The sequence below is a fragment of the Agrobacterium sp. YIC 4121 genome (genome assembly GCF_002008205.1).
In the GTDB taxonomy this organism is placed as follows: Bacteria; Pseudomonadota; Alphaproteobacteria; order Rhizobiales; family Rhizobiaceae; genus Agrobacterium; species Agrobacterium leguminum.
Window position 1 is genome coordinate 463,891 of sequence record NZ_MRDI01000001.1, and the last position, 17,681, is coordinate 481,571.

Genomic DNA, 17,681 nt, shown 5'->3' on the forward strand with positions numbered 1-17,681 from the left:
TGTCTCGCGCAATGGGGAGAGCCGGGCGACCGGCTCTTTCTTTCGTCCCGGCCCTTTTCTTTTATCAAAGTCGCCTTGATTTGGCCGCCTGAAAAAGAATAGTTTCCTCATCCTTCCACGGAAGCCGAGGAGCACAAGATGCAGGCCACCATCGAAAAACTGAAAGCAACGGCGAGCAGCACAGCCGCAACCGATCTTCGCGCCGCCTTTGCGGCCGACGACAAGAGATTCAGCCGTTTCAGCGCCAAATTCGATGACCTGCTGATGGACTATTCCAAATGCGCCGTGAATGAGGAGATCGTCACGCTTCTCGAACAGCTCGCACGCGAAGGTGGCGTCGAGGCAAAGCGCGAGGAGATGTTCTCGGGCAAGGCGATCAACTTCACCGAAGACCGCGCCGTGCTGCACACCGCACTGCGCAATCGCTCCAATACGCCGGTTCTCGTGGACGGCAAGGACGTGATGCCTGACGTGAACGCCGTTCTCACCGCCATGGGCAAGTTTGCCGATGCGATCCGTTCCGGTTCGCTGAAGGGCGCGACCGGCAAGAAGATTACCGACGTCATCAATATCGGCATTGGCGGTTCCGATCTCGGCCCTGTCATGGCGACGCTGGCGCTCGCGCCTTTCCATGACGGCCCGCGCGCGCATTTCGTCTCGAACATCGATGCCGCCCATATCGCCGACACGCTGAAGCTCGTCGACCCGGAAACCTCGCTGTTCATCGTCGCGTCGAAGACCTTCACCACCATCGAGACGATGACGAACGCCGCCACCGCGCGCCGTTTCATCGCCGAGAAACTGGGTGAGGCAGCTGTCAAGCATCACTTCGCCGCCGTTTCCACCGCACTGGAAAAGGTTGCCGCCTTCGGCATCGAAAGCGACCGCATCTTTGGTTTCTGGGACTGGGTGGGCGGACGTTATTCGATCTGGTCGGCCATCGGCCTGCCGCTGATGATCGCCATCGGGCCGGATAATTTCGGCAAGTTCCTGGATGGCGCGCATGCCATGGACAGGCACTTCCGCGAAGCGCCGATCCGTGAAAACCTGCCGATGCTGCTCGGCCTCATCGGCTTTTATAACCGCAACGTGCTGAATTATCCGACCCGGGCGATCCTGCCCTATGACCAGCGTCTGTCGCGTTTCCCGGCTTATCTGCAGCAGCTCGACATGGAATCGAACGGCAAGGGTGTGACCATCGACGGCACGCCTGTCGAAGGCCAGTCCGGCCCGGTCGTCTGGGGCGAGCCCGGCACCAATGGCCAGCACGCCTTCTACCAGCTGATCCACCAGGGCACGAGCGTCATTCCGGCCGAATTCATGATCGCCGCCAACGGTTTCGAGCCCGAACTGCGCCACCAGCACCAGCTTCTCATCGCCAATTGCCTGGCACAATCGGAAGCGCTGATGAAGGGCCGCACGCTGGCTGAGGCAAAAGCCCAGCTCACCTCCAAGGGCATGGAAGACAAACTCGCCGATTTCATCGCGCCGCATCGCGTCTTCACCGGCAACCGCCCCTCCATTACCTTCGTCTACGACAAGCTGACGCCGTTCGCGCTTGGCCGTCTGATCGCACTCTATGAGCATCGCGTTTTCGTCGAAGGCGTGCTGTTCCGCATCAACTCCTTCGACCAATGGGGCGTAGAGCTTGGCAAGGAACTGGCGACCGGCCTGCTGCCGGTCGTGGAAGGCAAGGAAAGCGCTGCCGGCCATGACAGCTCTACGCAGGGGCTGGTGAAAGCGCTGGCCGGTCTGGCAGGCTGAGTGACGTTACGACCGCAATCTTAAAAGCCGGAGACACCTCCGGCTTTTTTATGCGGCGGCCTTAAATATAAAGCGCCGCCATCTTGCGCCACGCTCCGGCCCGGTGGGCGCGGCCATCCCAGACATGCATTTGATGCCCCACCTGCTTCTCCGATAGAACCCGGCTCAGATGATGGTTGTTGTGGAGAAACGGGTCAGCATCGCCGATGGTGAAAACCATGTCGATGTGGCGCAGGTGTTCAAGCCGCCATGGGCAGGCGAGGCCCGGCAGGAAATGGCTCGGCATGTGGAAATAGATGTCGTCGTCGTAATAGCCATCGAACAGATCGCCGAAGAATTCCACCTTCATCGTCAGATCGTAACGGCCGGAAAAGGCGACGAGCTTGCGAAAAAGATGCGGGTGGCGAAAAACGAGACTGGCGGCCTGAAACGCACCCAGGCTGCAACCCTGCACGATCGTATCGTTATTCGGGTTTTTCTCTGCCATCAGCGGCAGCACTTCGTTCAGAATATACTCTTCGAAGGCGGCATGGCGGCGAATGCGATCGGCGGGATGATGCCCGGCCGCGTAGAAGGTCTCTCTGGCAAGCCCCTCTATGCAATAGAGCTGAAGGTGGCCCGCCTCCAGCTTGTCGGCCAGACTGCCGACAAGACCCAGTTCCTCATATTCGAAGAAACGCCCGTCGCGGGTGGGAAACATCAGCACCCTGGCGCCGGAATGTCCGAATATTAACAGCTCCATGTCGCGATGGAGCCTTTGACTATACCAGCGGAGATATTCGCGTTTCATGGCACCTTGAAAAACCGTCTGACCTTGTCCTTATGGACCGCATCTTGCGATGCGCTGTCAGGGTAATCGAAATGCCCGGCGTCGAGGATGAATATTTCATTAAATTTTGATTTCGGCAGCGCATTGGCCACCGCGAACTGGCAGGGCGGCGCGACCGCCGGATCGAAAAGCGCGGGTGCGACCAGCATCGGCACTTTTATGCGGGTGGCGGCAATGGCGGCGTCGAACAGGCGAAGCGTCTCAAGCACATTGGCATGGGTCTTCTGATAGGTCTGAACCGCATCCGCGCTGCCAACGGTGGGCAACGTCAGCCAGAACGGCCGGTGACCGAATGTCGGCACGACAAGATGGCCGCGATCAATGCGCTCGTCGAAAGGGATGGCCAGTGCACCGATGCCGCCGCCGAAACTGATGGCGCTATAACCCACCTGCCCTTCCAGCCACGGATAGAGGCTGATGAGCGTGGAAACGGCAACCCACAGATCATCGACGCAGCCGCCGATGATGTAATCGTCTTTCCTGTCGATATTATAGAGAACATGAAGCGACGGGTCGGACGAAATCGGCGGACAGGCGCTCAGCGAAAGCCCGCGAAAACAGGGAAACAGCACGGCCGTTTCTTCCACCGGCACGTCGAAATCGGGTTCCCCTCGCCCACCATAACCATGGCCGACAACGAGGCCGCGGCGCACCTGCCCTTCGCGCGGCAAAAGCAGCCACCCGCCGATGCGAAAACCGCCGGTGGAGGTGTAGGTCATATCGAGGACATGCCAGCGGGGGTCGGTGAGCCTGCTCTTGCGTAGCACCGGCCGGGAATCCGTGGCGAGCGCGCGGCGATAGCGCTTTTTCCAGAAATCATCGAAGCCCGGCGGCGCTTCGGGCGGGGTGATGGCCAGCAGCTGCTCGCGCTGCATGCCATAGGTCGGGTCGAAATCGAAAGGATGGGACTTGGGAACGCTCATGCGACGCTTGTTTCGTGAAAAAACAGCGGACACAAGCTTCATAATATCGAAATAACGGTTTTTTACGGTTCTAAAGCCGCGAAGAGTGTTGAACCACCTTTTCAAAATGGTTCAACCGCGCTCATCACAAACCGATTTCATGCGCAAAGGGTGGGTTCGCGCCGGCCCGCGAAACGGTGACAGCGGCCGCTTTCGCGCCGAGCGCCAGAGCCTTCCTGATCTGGTCTTCCGTCAGCGAGGCAACCTGCGCCTTGGTCAGCAAACCCTGCATTTTCAGCGAGGCAAGAATGCCGGCATCGAAGGTGTCACCCGCGCCGACAGTGTCGACCACTTCCACCCGCTCGGAGGCCACTTCAACCTTGAGATTGGCGCTATACCCCACCGCGCCTTTGGCGCCACGGGTGACGACGACGAGTTTCGCGCCATGGTGCAGCCAGTGGCGGGCAAGCGTGTCCTCATCGCCTTCCAGCCCGAACCAGGCAAGGTCCTCATCCGAGAATTTCACGATATCCGACATGGCCGCCATGCGGCGGATGCGGGCCATGTGGGACTGCTTGTCCTTGATGAAGCCGGGGCGGATATTCGGATCGAGCGAGATGACACGGCTTTCATGCTCGCGCGTCATCAGCGCCTCATAGGTGCTGCCGCAAGGCTCCGGGATGAGGCTGATCGCACCGAAATGCAGCGCCTCGCAATCGGCGCCCAGTGCCGGAAGCTCCGCTTCGGTGATCATCCGGCCGGCGGTGTTTTCGTCATAGAAGGCATAGGTCGCATGGCCATCCACCAGCTTCACGAAGGCGATGGTGGTCGGCCGCGAAAGGGTGGCGCAATAGCTGAAGTCGACATTGCTGGCGCGCAGGGTTTCCCGCAGGATATCGCCCATCATGTCATCGGAAAGGCCCGTGAAGAAGGCGGATGGAACGCCGAGACGCCCCAGCGCAATCGCCGTGTTGAAGACCGCTCCGCCTGCATAGGGGGCAAAACCCGCCTCACCCAGCGTCGTCTGCCGGGGCAGCATGTCGATCAGGGCTTCACCACAACACAGGATCATTACGGTCCTCCTCAAAACAGCAAATCAAATGGACTTAAATCGATTTAGACGAAGATCGATCGGAAGGCCAGCCGCAAAACCGGGCTGGCCGCATCCGAAATTAAGATTGCGGCAATTCGCTGACACCGCCGCGTTTTGCCGACCATGGCAGCGGGTTATCGAGGAAGGCTTCGACCTCCGAGAGGGTCTTTTCGTCGAACAGTTTTTCAGCCCGGGCAACCGCCAGAACATCGCGCCAGGTGGTCAGGTAATGCAGCTTGACATTGCCGTTGGCGAAGCGTGCTTCAGCCTCTTCGAAGATGCCGTAATAGAACAGCGCGATACCGTGATCGACAATGCCGCCCGCCGCACGGATGGCGTCGATGAAGGTGAACATCGAGCCGCCGGCCGTCGTCAGATCCTCGATGACGAGAACGCGGGCGCCTTCCGGCATATGGCCTTCGATCTGGGCGTTGCGGCCATGGCCTTTCGGCTTCTTGCGGCAATAGATCATCGGCAGGCCGAGGCGCTCGGCAAGGAAAGCGGCAAAGGGAATGCCCGCCGTCTCGCCGCCTGCCACACAGTCAAACTTCTCGAAACCGGCCTCGCGCATCACCGCCGCCGCCGCGAAATCCATGGCGGCGGAGCGGATGCGCGGGAACGAGATGAGCTTGCGCATGTCGATGTACACCGGGCTCTTCATGCCCGAAGCGAAGGTGTAGGGGCTTTCCGAATTAAAATGGACCGCCTTGATTTCCCACAACATCTTCGCAACCAGTTCCGCAACGACGGCGCGGTCAGTGAATGTGAAATGGTTCATAGGCGTTCTCCTTTTTCGGCCTTGGTTTATCGCTCCGAAAACCCGGATCGGTTTTCGGAAAGCACAACGTCTCGGTTCAGCATTGCAGGCATCCGCAGGCGGCGCCGAAGGGCGAATGCCTGAGGACCATAACAAAACCGCCGGCAGTGCCGGCGGTTAAAAAATCAACTCACATCCCAATGGAGCGGGAACATCGGATCGAACACGGTGACCGGCCCGGCGCCCGTCTCGATTTTTTCAGGAAAGGCCACCGCTTCCTCGCGCTTGACCAGCGTGATCGTCTCCTCGTTCGGCGCAAGACCATACCAGGCCGGGCCGTTCAGCGAAGCGAAGGCTTCCAGCTTATCGAGGGCGTTTTCATCCTCGAAGACGTGGGCGAGACAGCTCATGGTGTTGATGGAGGTATAGATGCCGGCGCAGCCGCAGGCGCATTCCTTCAGCGGGTCCACATGCGGGGCGGAATCCGTGCCGAGGAAGAAGCGTGCATCGCCCGAAGTCGCGGCAGCCCGCAGCGCCAGCCGGTGTTCTTCGCGCTTGGCGACGGGCAGGCAATAATAATGCGGCTTGATACCGCCGACCAGGATGGCATTGCGGTTGATGATGAGGTGATGGGTGGTGATGGAGCCGGCGATGTTGGCCTTGGACGACTGGATATAGTCCACGCCGTCGCGGGTGGTGATGTGCTCCATCGTTACCTTGAGTTCCGGCAGGCGCTGGCGCAGAGGCTCCAGAACCGTATCGATGAACACCTTCTCGCGGTCGAAAATATCGACTTCCGGCGTCGTGACCTCACCATGCACGCAGAGCGGCAGGCCGATCTTCGCCATGCGCTCCAGAACCGGCATGGCCTTGTTGAAATCGCGCACACCGCCGTGGGAATTGGTGGTCGCACCGGCCGGGTAGAGCTTTACGGCCGTGATGAGACCGCTTTTTTTGCCCTCTTCCACATCGTCGGCCTGCGTGTCCTCGGTGAGATAGAGGGTCATCAGCGGCTCGAAACGGTCACTCGCGGGAATGGCCTTGACGATGCGTTCGCGATAGGCGCGGGCATCGGCCGTGGTGACAACCGGTGGCACCAGGTTCGGCATGATGATGGCACGGGCGAAATGGCGGCTCGTATCCCCGATCACCCCTTCCAGCATTGCCCCATCACGCAGGTGCAGGTGCCAGTCATCAGGGCGGCGCAGGGTGAGCGACTTCATCGGGATACCTCGGAGCATGACGGAATTGGCGCCCGCTTAGCATCTTTTGCCGCGGGAAAACAGCCGCCAAAGTCCATCCGGCGGCTGTAAATGGCATTTTTTTAAAGCACGCTTCAGATGTTGCCCGCTTCCGGACCCCAGACATCGGTCATGGCGAAACCATCGGCCAGCGGATCAAACGGATCGAGACCCACCTGATGCAGGCCGAAGGTGAAGCCGCGCCCGGCAATGGTGGGAATGACGGCCGGGCGGCCGGCCACCTCGGTGACGGCGGAAAGGCCGACATCGAATTCCGAACCGATGATCGAGCGGGATTTATACTCGTCTCCCACCTTCACCTTGCCGCGCGCATATAGCGTGGCGAGATTGGCCGAATTGCCGGTGCCACAGGGCGAGCGATCCGCCCGGCCCGGCCACATGGTGGTGCAGGTGCGGATGGAGCCATCCGCATCCACATCGCGGAACATGACATAGGCGACGCCGGAAATGGCCGGGATTTCCGGATGAACGACGGTCATTTCACGGTTGACCAGATCTTTCAGGATCATGCCCGCCGAGACCAGCTTTGCCGCATTGGTCTTTTCGATGGTGAGGCCGATCTGGCGGACATCGACCAGCGCATAAAAAATGCCGCCATAGGAAATATCCATCGTCACCCTGCCCCATTCGGGCGTGTCGATGCTGACATCCAGCTCATGCACGAAAGATGGCACCATGGTCAGCTTGACCTTTTCGCAACGACCGTCGCGGCAGGTGGCTGTGGCCTTGACCAGACCGGCCGCCGTTTCGAGGATGATAACGGTTTCCGGCTCCTGCATTTCCACCATGCCGCTTTCCAGAAGCGCCGTCGTCGCGCAGATGGAATTGGACCCGGAGCTGGCATGCGCCTGGTCCGGCTGGAGAATGACGAAGGCGGCGTGCGCATCCGGGTGCTTCGGCGGCAGGAGTAGATTGACCGACCCCATCGGCGTGCCGCGCGGCTCCAGCGTCAGGAAGCGACGAAGCGCCTCTCCCTGCGGATCGGTGTTCATCCAGTGAAGCTGTTCGGCCACGGTGTTGCCGGGGATTTTCGGCGCGCCGCCGGTGACGACACGGCCGATTTCGCCTTCACAATGAACATCGAGAAGCTGGAGGGTGCGTTTCCAACGCATGGGGGTCTACTCCGGAAGTTAGGTTATGGACATGACCATACAGATAAAAATACAAGGTGTATACAAATCTGCGGACGCGTGATGACAAAAACGCTTAACGTTTTCGCCACCCTGCACGCATTGTCGTTTAGCGGCTACGGCATTCCGCCCGGTTTCGATTGGCGGCGGCATCGCAATTCACTCTGGAGGATTGAACCGCCTGATCGTCCACCACGGAACCGGCTGTATCGCCCACCGATCCGACGGTGTTTTCGACGGAACGGCCGAGCCGCTCCACCTGCCTGCCGTAATTCTCCCGCGTCCGTGGATCGAAGACCGCAATCGGCGCGCTGACCACGACGCTGGCCGCGGTTCCGACTGTTTGCGCGGCACCGATACTGACGGCACCCAGCGCCTCGCCCAGACCGACGTCGGAATCCGTCACCGTCTGGCCCGCGATAAGACGGTCGCCGATCAGGCGAACGACCTCCGGGCTCTCGGCAAATTTTCCATGGTTCAGACGATCACCGGATTGCAGCTTGGTGAGATCGAGAACCGTGATGCCAGCCTTCTCAAGCTGGCTGCGATAGGGCTCGACGGAAGGATCGATCTGACCGAGTCGATCAACATTGCCGGAAATGCGGCGCGACAGGCTGAGCGCGCGGTCATCCTGCGAGACGAAAAGCGTGAATTTCGGCGGTATCTTGCCGAGGCTGGTGAATTGCCGGCTGAAGACGTCCACATCGAGATCAGGCGCCGCCAGAATGACATTGCTGATCTTAGAATCAACGCGGCCGTTGCGGATGGCCATCTGGCGCAGCGCCTCCACCGCAAGCCAGGTGCCCATGGAATGGGCCATGACCGTGACTTCGCGAATGGATTTGTCCTTCGCCAGCCGCGTCAGCATCTCCTCCAGCGAATCGCGGGAATAGTTGGTGCTTTCCTTATCGTAATTATAGTCGAAGATGCTTGCGCGCGACGGCCAGGTGAACACGACAGGCACGACATCCGTGCCGGAATCATGGACGATCTGGGCGAAACGATAGACGGATTCCTCGTAACGATTGTTGAAACCATGCACGAAGACCAGCACCCGGCGGTCCTTCGCGATATGCTTAGTGATCCAGCTTCTGGTCTCTGCTTCGGAGCGGATCGGCTCAATCGCAACCGTGGTGAAATCTTTCAGCGGATTGGGCGGCAGTTTTTTCGGCCATTGCACCTGACCAACCTTGCGGTTGGCAGCAGGCGGAATGGAAACCGTGACCGCATCGACCTTCAGCCCCGTTCCCCGCTCGCCGCCGAAAAGAACCGCAGGATTTTCGGAAGGCGCGCGCGTTGTCGCAACGAGGAGATTGACCGGCGTCGTACCAGCCACAGTTTGTCCCGTTGGCGTCATCACACCGATCGGCCGCCCGCCGCAACCGGCAAGCAGGGCGACAATCGCGATCATGGCGACGAAGCGAATGGGCATTACATCACTCTCCTGCAACCCTGAGGCAGCTCGATAGCGGCCGGGAGGAGAGGATTTTCTACCGGAGGCGGAACAGTCGCGCCAGCAACCTAAGCGGCGTGGCGGGCACTTTCCCCAGCGGTGTGTCCAAACAGACCCAATTACTAATCGAAAAACCGGCAAGTGGACACCCTGTTTCAACACCTATTGCTGAGGTCGCATCGTGCTCTTTTCCCGCAGCGCCTGATGCCACGACAGCGCCTCTTCGATGAGATGCGGCGTATGCCCGCCCCGCGCTGCCGCCCGGTGATAATAGTCAGCCAGTGCATCGCGATAATCGGGATGGACGCAATTGGCGATGATGACAGCCGCGCGCTCGCGGGGGGCGAGACCGCGTAGATCGGCGAGGCCCGTTTCGGTGACCAGAATATCGACATCATGTTCGGTGTGATCGACATGGCTGACCATCGGCACCACGCTTGAGATCGCGCCACCCTTGGCGATCGACTTGGTAACGAAAATGGACATATAGGCATTACGGGCAAAATCGCCGGAACCGCCAATGCCGTTCATCATATGCGTGCCACCGACATGGGTGGAATTGACGTTTCCGTAGATATCGAATTCCAACGCGGTGTTGATGCCGATGATACCGAGGCGACGGATGACTTCCGGATGGTTGCTCACCTCCTGCGGACGCAGGATCAGCCTGCTTTTGTAATCGCCCAGTCGCGGCATCACCTGCTCGTTCATGACAGAAGAAAGCGTGATCGACGAACCGGAGGCAAAGGTCAGCTTGCCAGCATCGAACAGTTCGAAGGTCGAATCCTGCAGGACTTCCGAATACATTTTCAGATCGTGAAACGGCGTGTCGATGAAACCATGCATCACCGCATTGGCGATGGTGCCGATGCCGGCCTGAAGCGGCTGGAGTTCATGGGTCATGCGACCATGACGCACCTCGTTCAGCAGGAACTCGGTGAGATGGCCGGCAATCGCCTTGGTCTCGTCATCCGGCGGCAGCACCGTGGAGAAACTGTCGCTCTTGTCGCTCAGCACGATGGCGGCGATCTTTTCAGGCGGCACCGGAATAAACGGCAGGCCCACACGGCTGTCCGTCGCCACGACAGGAATGGGCATGCGGGTCGGGCGTTTGGCGGGAATGAAGATGTCGTGCAGCCCTTCCAGCACCTCGGGCTGCGACAGGTTGATCTCAACGATGACCTTGTCCGCCAGAATGGCGAAGCTTGCGGAATTGCCGACGGAGGTGGTGGGCACTATGCCGCCGTCTGCCGTAATCGCAACTGCTTCAACGATGGCGATATCGACGCCGTGGATCTGGCCGCCGCGCAATTGCTCGACCGTTTCGGAAAGATGCTGATCGATGAACATCACCTTCCCGTCATTGATCGCCTTGCGCAAAGCCGGATCCGACTGGAACGGCATGCGGCGCGCCAGCATGCCCGCCTCCACCATGGTCTTGTCGAGATCGTTGCCGAGGGAGGCGCCAGTCATCAGGGTGATTTTCATGGGGTTCGTCTTGGCGCGTTCGGCCAGCGCCAGCGGCACCGCCTTCGCTTCGCCGGCGCGCGTAAAACCGCTCATGCCCACCGTCATGCCGTCCTGAATGAGACTGGCGGCCTCTTCGGCGCTGACGATCCTGTTCAAGAGGGACGCGTTGCGGATACGCTTTTCAAGCATGCAATTCTCCATGATCTGTCATCACGATGGCACGGCATTCGGCTGGCCACCTTTCGGCGACTATGACGTGCAGTTTCATCGATGAAACTGACATAGATCAAGGGTGCGCACGGAACCATGGTTCCGACGCATCACATCCCGTTCAACAAACCAGAAGTGGCGCATCGGCGCGACAGGCCACGGGGCTCTTCTCACCGCCGCAGCCTTGCAATCGTCAAAAATCTCTCCCTCACCACCGGCAACAGGCGACGAGGCGAAGGTCATCTTCGTGCAACGCGGAAAAGTCCGGTGTCAGGGGCCTTCGCAGACGGGCGCCTGACCAAGCACGACCTGCCCCACTTCCGCATCATAGGCCCGCAGACCGAATGCACCCAGACTTATGACCCGGTAACAGGGATTGCCACCCGTCCACAGCGGATCGACAACATCAATATCGGTGATGAAACGGTGGGCGCAGGCCTGACCGGAACTGTAGGCGATGCCTTCGGCGGTCGTACCTGCCATCGGCACATGGATATGGCCAAAAATGATATGACGTATACCGGCCGGATGAGCGGCGAGACGGCGCATGACAGCTCCGTCATCATGCATGCCGATATGTTCGAAATGGCGGATGCCGCAATCCATCGGCGGGTGATGAATGAACACCGTCACCGGCAAGTCACCCGCGCTTTCCAGCGCACTCTCCAGCCATGCCAGACGATCCGCACCATACATACCGCCGATCACATCGGCCTCATGGCTGTCGAGAAACAGCAGCCGACCGAATTCGGTATCGATGAAGGATTGGATATATCCGTTATCGTCGCGCGGCTGCTCCGGAAAGGCGGCGACGAATTCCGGGCGGCGGTCGTGATTGCCGAGCATCAACCGCACGGGGATCGAGACGGGCGCGAGGATGTCGCGAAGCAGCTCATAGGCTTCCGGTTCGCCGTAATTGCAAAGATCACCCGTCATCACAAGAAGATCGGCGTCGGCATGTTTTTCGACAATATCGGCCACCGCCGCGCGCAGCTGCTTTTCCGGGTCGACGCCGTTTACAGCAATGCCGGGGGGTACGAGATGGGTGTCGGTGATCTGGATGATCTTCATAACAGGTCTTTCTGCGCAAAATGGCTGCGGGAACGGATTTCCCCGCAGCCTTTTCGATGGTTTTGCTTATTTCAGCAGGGCGTTCGTCTGCTCGACGATCTGCTTGAGACCGGCTTCCGGCGTCACCTCACCGCGCATGACGGTGCCGATGATGTCGCGCTGGGTGCGCCAGATACGGACGGAATCGCCACCCGGATAACCGGCCCAGGGCAGAGAACGGTCAGCCTGAAGGGAAGCGGTCTTCACATTCGGGTTCTCGACATAATAAGGAGCGAGGAAATCCGGGCCGGTGGCCAGCTTGTTGGTGGGCAGGTAACCGGTGATGCGAACGATGGTGTTCTGCGCTTCCGGACCGGTGATCCACTTCAGGTACTTCCAGGCGGCGTCCTGCTTGGCCTTTTCCTGGGTCAGGATAACAGCCGAGTTGCCGCCGGTCGGAACGCCGCCCTTTTCCTTGTTGTCGAGCGGGAAGGTCGCGGTCTTCAGCTTGAAGCGGTCGCCGACCAGACCCTGGATCGTCTGAACATGGGCAGGCGTCGAGAAGATGAAACCGGTGAGGCCTGCACCGAACTGCTGGCGCGACTGATCCCAGTCGAGCAGGTTCTGGCCGCCTTCGGTGACGAACTGACGGGTCATCTTCAGGGCGTTGAGGCCGATCTCGTTATCGAAGCCAACGGTCTTGGCCTTCTCGTCAACGAGCTTGCCGCCCTGTTCGACGATGAGCGCCTGCCACAACCAGTCATCCGGCCAGCCGTTGATGTCGTAGCTCATGCCGGCGAACTTGGGGTCGAGAGCCTTGATCTTCTTTGCTAGAGCAATGAGCTCCGCAAAGGTCGTCGGCATCTTGTCCGGATCGCCGCCAGCCTTGGTGACGAGGTCGGAGTTGATGTAAATGATCGGCGAGGACGCGTTGACCGGCAGGCCGTACTGCTTGCCGTCGATCTGGCCGAGGGCGGCCATCTTTGGGCTGTAGTTCTTGTCGAGGAAGGCCTGACCGCCTTCAGCCTGAATGAACGGGCCGAGATCGGTGATCTGGTTGCGCGGTGCGAGCGTGTGAACGAGTTCCGCCGTCAGGTTGTAGCCAGAGAAATAAACATCCGGCAGATTGCCTGTGACGGCGGAACGCAGAACCTGCTGCTGGCCTTCATTATAACCGGCGGCCGGAGCGAGGAAGTTGATCTTTACGTCCGGGTTCTTCTTCATGAATTCATCGGCCAGCGGCTGATGGAACTTGGTGAAGCCCGGCAGGTTGTAAAGAACGTTGAGCGTGATTTCATTGGCCAGAACCGGCTGAGCGAGGCCCGCAAAAGCCATGCCGAGAGCCAGACCGCCCATCACAGCGCGTCGGTTGAGTTTCATGTCAGTCTCCAGAGAGGTTGGGAGGAGGAAATCTGAACGGCGTCACTTGACGCCGGTCATGGTAATACCGGCGATGAAGTGCCGCCGTGCGAGGAGGAAGCACAGCACCATCGGCGCGGTAATCAGTGTGGCGCCCGCCATCAGCGCACCGTAATTGGCGCCAGATTCGACGTCGGCGAAAAGCATCATGCCGAGCGGCGGCGGGGCGAGATTGGTGTCGGAGACCACGATCATCGGCCAATAAAGGTCGTTCCAGTGGGCGACGAGCGAAAAGATCGAGAAAGCGGCGAGCGAAGGCAGCGACCCGCGAAGGACCAGCCCCCAGCAAATCTCCATTTCCGAGAACCCATCCATGCGGGCAGCCTCGATGATCTCATTCGGATAGCTGCGGAAGGACTGGTTGAACAGGAAGATGGCGAAGACCGAAAGGAAGAACGGCATCATCATCGCAAAATAGGTGTTGAGAAGCTGCGTCTTGGCCAAACCGACGAAGAGCGGTAACGCCAGCGCCTGAATGGGAACGCAGAGCGCCGCAATGACGAGGCCCAGCAGCAGCTTGCGGCCCGGGAACCGGAGCTTCGCCAGCGCATAGGCAGCCGGAACCGAAGTCAGGATCTGCACGACGAGAATGCCGACGCAGACGATGACGCCGTTCAGCATGAAACGCGCCATCGGCACCTGACCCGCCGCCCGGGCGTAATTATCGGCCGCGTCGAATTTCTGCGGGATTGGCCAGAGCGAGACATCGAAAATCTCTGCCGGTGAGCGGATCGAGGTCAACACCATCCAGTAGAACGGCAGGAGCATCACGAAAGCGCCAAGGGCAAGCACGAGATGTGGGAGATATTTGCGGAGTGCGGCCATCAGTAATGCACCTTCCGGTCCATGTGCAGCGTCTGGCCGATAGACAGGACCAGCACGATCGCGAGGAAGATAATCGTCAGCGCGGCGGCATAACCGGTGTTCGAATATTCGAAACCTTCGAGATAGAGATCGAACAGCAGAGTTTCCGATCCGAAGCGGCCCTTGGTGAGCACAGCCACCGTCTCGAACACCTTGAAGGCCGAGATGGAGGTGGTGACCACCACGAACATGGTCGTCGGTCCGAGCATCGGCCATGTGACGGTTAGAAACCGGTCTATCGGGTTCTTGGCGCCATCCAGCCGAGCGGCCTCGTGCAGATCCTTCGAAATGGCGGTGAGGCCCGCGAGGAACAGCACCATGTTGAAACCCAGGATCTGCCAGACGCCCATCAGCGCCATGGTGGGAATGAGGAGGACGGGATTGGAGAGGAAGGCGACCGGCTCGAAGCCCAGCCATTTGATCGCCGCATTCACCGGACCGAGCGAGGGATGCAGCAGGAACTGCCACACGGTCGCCATGGCAACGAGGGTTGCGGTGACGGGGAGGAAATAAGCCACCTCCCAGAAAGCCCGGCTGCGCTTGCGGTTATAAACTAGCAAAGCCACGCCGAGCGCCAGAAACACACCGAAGGGAATGACGATGAGCGCATAGATGGCGGTATTGGCCAGAGAGCGCAGGAAAACCGGATCCTGAAACGCCTTGACGAAGTTTCCGAGGCCGACAAAGCGGGTGGAGAGCGAACCGAGCTGGTAATCGGTGACGGAAAAACCGGCCAGAACGAGCATCGGCACGATATAGATTGCCAGAAGCAGCAGGCTTGCGGGGGCCGCGAACATCAGGCCGCGCCAGATCATCCGCCGGTCCGCCTTTGACAGCCGCGGGCGAGGCTTCGCGCGCGCGGCCGTGGAAAAATCGACCGCCGTCATGCCGGCACCCGTTCGCGCACCGTCACCTTGCGGCGCAGGCCATCGGCCGCGAACAGATGCGCGCGTTCCGGTGCAAAGCCAAGATTCATCACGCCATTCATATCCGCGCCCACGGCATCGCCGGCGCCCTGACGCAGGGTGATGGCGACCGTCTCGTCGCTCAGCAGGCGGCAGCTCACGAAGCGGTCGGCGCCGTGGGTTTCACTGCGCACCACACGCACGGCAAAACCTTCTTCGCCCGGGCGCAAATCTTCGGCACGAAGGCCGAGCGTCGCCGGGCCAGCATCGCGGCCCACACCCTCGATGCCAAGATCGCGCCCAAAGGCCGTGACTTTACCCTGCGCGTCGATTTCGACCGGCAGCAGGTTGATCGATGGCGTGCCGATGAAACGCGCGACCGTCAGCGTCGCGGGCTTGCGGTAAAGCTCGTCGGGCGTGCCAAGCTGCTCGATGCGGCCTTCCGACATCAACGCGATACGGTCTGACATGGTCATGGCTTCGATCTGGTCGTGGGTGACATAGATGAAGGTCGCCCCCAGCCGACGGTGCAGGCCGGCCAGTTCCTCACGCATGTGGGCGCGGAGCTTCGCATCGAGGTTGGAGAGCGGCTCGTCCATCAGGAAGGCAGCGGGCGAACGCACCAGCGCCCGGGCGAGCGCCACGCGCTGACGCTGGCCGCCGGAAAGCTGCGCCGGCTTGCGATCCAGCAAATGCGCGATCTGTAGCGTCTCGGCCGCCTGTTCGACGGCGGCGTCGATCTGGCTTAGTGTTTCTGCCGGGGCCGCAAACCGTCCGACCAGCGGCAGGCGGGCGGCAAAGGGCAGACGCCGCATCCTGAGCGGCGTGGCAATGTTCTGGCGCACGTTCATATGCGGATAAAGAGCGTAGGACTGGAAAACCATCGCCAGATTACGATCGCTTGGATCAACCCCAGTCACATCCTGATCGCCGATGGAGACCGAACCGCGATCCGGTGTTTCCAGCCCCGCAATGATACGCAGAAGCGTGGACTTGCCGCAGCCCGACATGCCGACGAGAGACAAAAACTCTCCGGGACGGATGGAGAGATCGATCTCATTCAGAACATCGTCAGCCCCGAAGCCTTTGCCGATGCCCGAAAGTTCAAGTGATTGTGGCGTCATTCTGCGCTCCTTTTCTGGAGCGCATATGCTTATATTGTATGACAATATGACGAAGGTTTGCGGAAAGTTCGATGACACTCGAAAGCCCGGTAATCTCGGACTATCGGAAAATCCTTTGGTACAGGCCTCCACCCAAAACCACTAATATTTAGGGGGGTATTGCTCAAATATTCCCCGTTCGCACTTATAGACTGAGAAGCGGGCCGGCAGCGTCGGTTTAAACGGCGGCGAGAATCACATGCGCCTGAATTTTCGCGGCAACCGCGCCACCGCCATGCCGCGCTTCGATGGCCGCGGCGGCACAATCTGTCGCGGTGTCGAGCCCTCCCGGTACTCTCGCCTCAATTTCCGTCCGAAGCACGGTTCCCTGACAATAAGCCATGGCCGGAATGCGCGGTGAAGAGGCGCGGCTCTGCGCGGCCACCGTCTCAATCGTCACGCGGGAAAAACCGGCCTCCTCCAGCTCGCGGCGAATGAGTGCCGTGTCATGATAACCGTGCGGGGTACGGAGCATGAAGCGCGGCGGATCATCGGGGAACAGGCGCGCCAGGGCGTTCGTCACGTCATCCGCGAAGTGATTTTCCTCGATGCGGTCCCATACATTGAATAGATAATGTCCGCCGGGCTTCAATACCCGCTTTGCCTCGCGATAGGCCGACAAGCGGTCAGTAAAAAACATCGCGCCGAACTGGCAGAAAACGAGATCGAACACAGCGTTTTCAAAAGGCAACGTCTGAGCATCCACCTGCTGCCATTTTATGCGGCGATCCGGCGCCTGTTGCGACGCCGCAAAATCGAGCATCGGCTGGTTGAGGTCGGTTACCACATAGTTTGCCACGGGCAATAAGCGGGGAGCCAATTCGCGCGTGACGGCGCCGGTGCCTGCGGCGATTTCCAGAATATCAATCGGCATCAAGGCAGCCGCCCTGCGCGCCAGATCGGCGGCGAATGGCGCAAAAATCAGCGGCACCATATAGCGGTCGTAATTTTCCGGAATCGAACCCGCAAACACCTTGTCCGCTTCCAACATGGCTTTCACCCCGGGGGACATCTGATGACGGGGTGACTTTAGCACATATTCGGGATCTTCGGAATTCACTCGGTCCTGCGGAGCGTCGAAGCATTCGCCTGAACGGACTTGCCGATATCAGCGATATCGCGCGTGAAGGCGATTGTTTCAGGACTTTATTTTATGGGAAGAGAAATGGCGCACCCGAAGAGATTCGAACTCCTGACCCCCAGATTCGTAGTCTGGTGCTCTATCCAGCTGAGCTACGGGTGCGTGCCGTTCCGGTCGTTTCCGGTGGCGTGGCGATCCTCTAAAACGTCCTCATTCCGAATGCAAGCGATTTCGCTTCGAAATTGTCATTTTTCCGCAGCAATTCATGTATCTCATTGATTTTATTATAAATTCCATGCGGATCATTTTCCACGGGCCAGATACCCTGT

The 17,681-nt window shown here is 59.7% G+C and carries 15 protein-coding genes and 1 tRNA gene; 1 reads left to right on the forward strand and 15 read right to left on the reverse strand.

The genetic code is table 11. The annotated features are described in order from the left end of the window. Positions 1–138 precede the first annotated feature (138 nt). A complete protein-coding gene (gene pgi, locus BTE54_RS02370) occupies positions 139–1,764 on the forward strand; it encodes a glucose-6-phosphate isomerase (protein WP_078051307.1) in 1,626 nt (541 codons plus the stop codon). A gap of 61 nt (positions 1,765–1,825) precedes the next feature. Here pgi and BTE54_RS02375 read toward each other — a convergent pair whose 3' ends face one another. The 15 genes from BTE54_RS02375 to BTE54_RS02445 all read right to left on the reverse strand — a co-directional run bounded on the left by BTE54_RS02375 (position 1,826) and on the right by BTE54_RS02445 (position 17,514). Then, positions 1,826–2,554: an alpha/beta hydrolase-fold protein gene (locus BTE54_RS02375; RefSeq protein ID WP_078051308.1), complete on the reverse strand. Its 729-nt coding sequence runs from the start codon at positions 2,552–2,554 to the stop codon at positions 1,826–1,828. Then, complete coding sequence (locus tag BTE54_RS02380) at positions 2,551–3,516, reverse strand: acetylxylan esterase (protein ID WP_078051524.1); 966 nt, start codon at positions 3,514–3,516, stop codon at positions 2,551–2,553. Before BTE54_RS02380 ends, BTE54_RS02375 begins: the two co-directional genes overlap by 4 nt. A 124-nt stretch (positions 3,517–3,640) precedes the next feature. Continuing rightward, positions 3,641–4,567 (reverse strand): carbohydrate kinase, encoded by a 927-nt coding sequence (locus BTE54_RS02385; RefSeq protein WP_003520009.1) that lies wholly within the window; start codon positions 4,565–4,567, stop codon positions 3,641–3,643. Positions 4,568–4,667: 100 nt separating this feature from the next. Continuing rightward, positions 4,668–5,366 carry an orotate phosphoribosyltransferase gene (locus BTE54_RS02390; protein WP_003520012.1) on the reverse strand — a complete coding sequence of 233 codons (699 nt, stop codon included), beginning with the start codon at positions 5,364–5,366 and terminating at the stop codon, positions 4,668–4,670. A 164-nt stretch (positions 5,367–5,530) separates the two neighbouring features. Then, complete coding sequence (gene pyrC / locus BTE54_RS02395) at positions 5,531–6,568, reverse strand: dihydroorotase (RefSeq protein WP_078051525.1); 1,038 nt, start codon at positions 6,566–6,568, stop codon at positions 5,531–5,533. A gap of 113 nt (positions 6,569–6,681) precedes the next feature. Continuing rightward, on the reverse strand, positions 6,682–7,719 hold the full coding sequence (locus BTE54_RS02400; RefSeq protein ID WP_065654548.1) for a 4-hydroxyproline epimerase: 1,038 nt from the start codon (positions 7,717–7,719) through the stop codon (positions 6,682–6,684). 127 nt (positions 7,720–7,846) lie between these two features. Next, positions 7,847–9,169, reverse strand: a complete 1,323-nt coding sequence (locus tag BTE54_RS02405) for an alpha/beta hydrolase (RefSeq protein ID WP_078051309.1) — start codon at positions 9,167–9,169, stop codon at positions 7,847–7,849. A gap of 183 nt (positions 9,170–9,352) precedes the next feature. Next, positions 9,353–10,849, reverse strand: a complete 1,497-nt coding sequence (locus BTE54_RS02410; RefSeq protein ID WP_078051310.1) for an acetyl-CoA hydrolase/transferase family protein — start codon at positions 10,847–10,849, stop codon at positions 9,353–9,355. A 291-nt stretch (positions 10,850–11,140) separates the two neighbouring features. Beyond that, positions 11,141–11,941 (reverse strand): phosphodiesterase, encoded by an 801-nt coding sequence (locus BTE54_RS02415; protein ID WP_078051311.1) that lies wholly within the window; start codon positions 11,939–11,941, stop codon positions 11,141–11,143. A gap of 66 nt (positions 11,942–12,007) precedes the next feature. Beyond that, positions 12,008–13,300 carry an ABC transporter substrate-binding protein gene (locus BTE54_RS02420; RefSeq protein ID WP_003503651.1) on the reverse strand — a complete coding sequence of 431 codons (1,293 nt, stop codon included), beginning with the start codon at positions 13,298–13,300 and terminating at the stop codon, positions 12,008–12,010. A gap of 42 nt (positions 13,301–13,342) precedes the next feature. Continuing rightward, entirely contained in the window at positions 13,343–14,164 is an 822-nt protein-coding gene (locus BTE54_RS02425) for a carbohydrate ABC transporter permease (protein ID WP_065654553.1), read from the reverse strand. Then, complete coding sequence (locus BTE54_RS02430; protein WP_078051312.1) at positions 14,164–15,090, reverse strand: sugar ABC transporter permease; 927 nt, start codon at positions 15,088–15,090, stop codon at positions 14,164–14,166. The genes BTE54_RS02425 and BTE54_RS02430 overlap by 1 nt, the downstream gene beginning before the upstream one ends. After that, positions 15,087–16,232, reverse strand: coding sequence for an ABC transporter ATP-binding protein (locus BTE54_RS02435; protein WP_198939053.1), 1,146 nt, complete (start codon positions 16,230–16,232; stop codon positions 15,087–15,089). Before BTE54_RS02435 ends, BTE54_RS02430 begins: the two co-directional genes overlap by 4 nt. Before the next feature lie 217 nt (positions 16,233–16,449). After that, positions 16,450–17,262, reverse strand: a complete 813-nt coding sequence (locus tag BTE54_RS02440) for a class I SAM-dependent methyltransferase (protein WP_078051313.1) — start codon at positions 17,260–17,262, stop codon at positions 16,450–16,452. Positions 17,263–17,437: 175 nt separating this feature from the next. Then, positions 17,438–17,514, reverse strand: a tRNA-Arg gene (locus BTE54_RS02445). Positions 17,515–17,681 lie beyond the last annotated feature (167 nt).